Origin of the sequence: Salinibacterium xinjiangense (assembly GCF_014645015.1) — a bacterium.
GTDB lineage: Bacteria > Actinomycetota > Actinomycetes > Actinomycetales > Microbacteriaceae > Rhodoglobus > Rhodoglobus xinjiangensis.
On the sequence record NZ_BMLC01000008.1, the window covers coordinates 1 to 2,704 of the forward strand.

A 2,704-nucleotide genomic window follows, 5' to 3' on the forward strand; every position below is an offset into this window, starting at 1 on the left:
TGATTTATAAGGGCAGCAAGCGTGATTTCAGGAATGGGTTGACGATGCTGGAGGTGGGGAGAGGGTCACCTCTTCCCGTGCGTGATGTCGTATACAAAGAAGCGGTCGGCATTGTTCTGTCTGGGCGTGAGGTGGCAGTTGACACGCTGTCCTCATGGGTGCGGGAAGAGTTGGCCGCCTTGGCCTGAACTCAGGTGAGACACCATGAGCGCCGGCCGTGCGCAGCGTCATCTATAGCGAAACGTTTCTGGCCAGACGTTGAACGCTTTCCTATGGCGGCGACTACTTGGACCCGTTGTCAGGTGCTGAGGGTAGTAGCGATTGACCCAACAGAGGCGCTGTGCAACCCAATCGCCACGGGCGGGTCTGCTGTCGGTTTAGTTGACTCAAACCATGGGGCACGTCAACAAGTCAACAGCAGACCCAGACGACCATTCAGGCGCCAGCAGCCCGACCTCGACCCCTGATGCGCGGAGTGCTATCGCGCGGTGCTTGCTAGTTCGATCAAGGTGACAGAGGGCTCGATAGGCGCACGGCCGCAGGGAAGCGTGCACGAGTGAGGAGAGGGACCAATTGCCTAGGCTCACTTCAGATGAGAAAGTCACGAACCTCGGGAGGCGCATGCTCCCGTTGATTGCGTGGGCTCACTTTGACCTGCCAGGCTCATTTCATCTGCAAATCGACATCCACTGTGAGTTGCGTATTGGTGAGGTTATTTACAGCCCTGACCCGAATCGACCTGCCGACATCGCCGCCGATCCTCGGGCGGAGCAGGTGGCCCGAGACTTCTTGCGCACGGCGGACTTGCTGATGGTGGCGGATGTGGACGCCACGATCACAACGATGCGCGATAGGGACGAGAACTGGGCTCAATCAGAGGACGGAACGGCCGTGCCATTCGGTTATGGCACGGACAACTACAACGCCGACGTCGACGTCGAGTACAACATGGCGGTGAAGCAGGCCATCCAAGTCGCCGTGACTGACCACGTCGAGGCGATGGGTATCCCGTCGACGGGACTTGGCTACCAAAGTCAAGAGCAGTGCACCGGGGCCGACCAGTGAGGTGTCGCGCGCGGGACGGTGACGAACAACGATTCCTCGACATCGCCGGCGAAATTGGCCCCGAGCTGCTGCGGTACTTCCAACGGCGAATCGGCAGCGATGCCCCTGGCCTGGTCGCCGAGGTAATGGTGACTGTCTGGCGCAAGCGGGCGCTACTCCCGTCAGAACACGAGAACGCTCGGATGTGGTGTTTCGGGATTGCGCGCAATCTGCTCCGAAATTTCACCCGGGGCGAGCGACGACGCAGCGAACTCAGCAGCGCGCTCCGAGCGACTGTCTCCGCGACAGATGTCGAGCTTGACGGCGAGGAAGCCGTCGCGATCCGGGAACGCATCGACAAACTGGGCCCGGACCTCGCAGAGGTCGTCACGCTCACCCACTGGGAAGGATTCAGCCTCGCCGAAATCGCACGATTGCAGGGTGTGCCCGCCGCGACTGTGCGGGGAAGATACCGTCGCGCGCGCCTCGCGCTGCTTTCCGCCTTGTCAACCGATGTAGCTCCGACTCTTCTCTAGGCATCGAACTCACATATGGGTCCGTGCAGACCGACGCGTCAGCTAGGAACCCTTCGCGGGCACTTTCGTCGGACCCCCGCTCAACGGGCATTGTGAGTGCGGGTCCCGGGCCTACGGCCCATTGCGCTCCACGAGCGCGGCGCCGAGGCGCATGAGTTCCGAGCGCACGGATGCCGGCTCGAGAACGTCAATGTATTCACCCCATCCAGCGAGGCCACGTGCGAGCATGATTTCGGCCGGCGCACTGATTCGGACCCTGGCTCGATGGTCGTCGATCGCGGTGTCCTCCACTGCCAGCTCACCGAACTGTTCACGCAGGAACGGCAATATCGCGGTATTTGTGACCACGATCGTGGATGCGCTCTTGCGCTGCTGGTTCACGTCGCGTACTACGCGATCCCATGCCTCTGCGAGGTCGAAGTCGTCCGGGCGGTCGGCGGGATCTTCTGTGACAACTGCCCAGATGATCCGCTCGATGCGAAATACTCGCTCGGCGCCATCCACGCCGCCGAGTAGGTACCACACCTCGTTCTTCTCGACCAGGCCCCACGGGTCGCAGAGTCTTTCGATCGGGTCGCGGTCCCAACCCCTGTAGCTCAGGCGTACCTTCCGGCGCTGTATGACAGCGGCTTGGAGTTCGGTCACGAGTGTTGGCTGTGCGCGGTGGGGCCGGCCCCACCGCGCGGGGTCAAGCACGACGGCCTCTGCCGCCGCTTCGGCATCCGTTCTAAAGCTGTCAGGAAGGGCGTGCACAAGCTTGCGGAGCGCCGACTTGGCCTCTGGGACTAGGGACGCGGCTGACCCGACCAGGAGGAAAAGCGCAAGCGCCTCAGCCGATGTGAGCCCACTCAGGTCGGTGCGAGCTCCGCCGAGTAGTTGCCACCCACCGCCACGGCCGACCTGTGGGTACACGGGAATTCCCGCAGCTGACAGTGCTTCGAGATCACGCCTCGCCGTGGCGACGGATGTCTCAAACTCAGCAGCTACTTCCTTCGCTGTGACGCGTCCCCGCGCCTGCATCAGCAGGAGTGTGGCGACGAGGCGATCTGCGCGCATGAATTAATTGTCGCAAACAAAGTAGTCAGAAGGTGAGCACTTTACTGGTGGAGACTGAAATCACCTGA

At 61.8% G+C, this 2,704-nt stretch carries 4 protein-coding genes; 3 read left to right on the forward strand and 1 reads right to left on the reverse strand.

Annotated features, from left to right (window positions below; all coding sequences use genetic code 11):
- From IEW81_RS14605 to IEW81_RS14390, 3 genes are all read left to right on the forward strand, one after another.
- Positions 1 to 188 (forward strand): hypothetical protein (locus IEW81_RS14605; RefSeq protein ID WP_229671432.1); only part of this gene is annotated, 188 nt, incomplete at its 5' end.
- A 433-nt stretch (positions 189 to 621) separates the two neighbouring features.
- Complete coding sequence (locus IEW81_RS14385) at positions 622 to 1,065, forward strand: hypothetical protein (protein ID WP_097062005.1); 444 nt, start codon at positions 622 to 624, stop codon at positions 1,063 to 1,065.
- Positions 1,062 to 1,580, forward strand: coding sequence for an RNA polymerase sigma factor (locus IEW81_RS14390; protein ID WP_229671433.1), 519 nt, complete (start codon positions 1,062 to 1,064; stop codon positions 1,578 to 1,580). Before IEW81_RS14385 ends, IEW81_RS14390 begins: the two co-directional genes overlap by 4 nt.
- Before the next feature lie 111 nt (positions 1,581 to 1,691).
- Here IEW81_RS14390 and IEW81_RS14395 read toward each other — a convergent pair whose 3' ends face one another.
- Entirely contained in the window at positions 1,692 to 2,636 is a 945-nt protein-coding gene (locus IEW81_RS14395) for a helix-turn-helix transcriptional regulator (RefSeq protein WP_188732740.1), read from the reverse strand.
- Positions 2,637 to 2,704 lie beyond the last annotated feature (68 nt).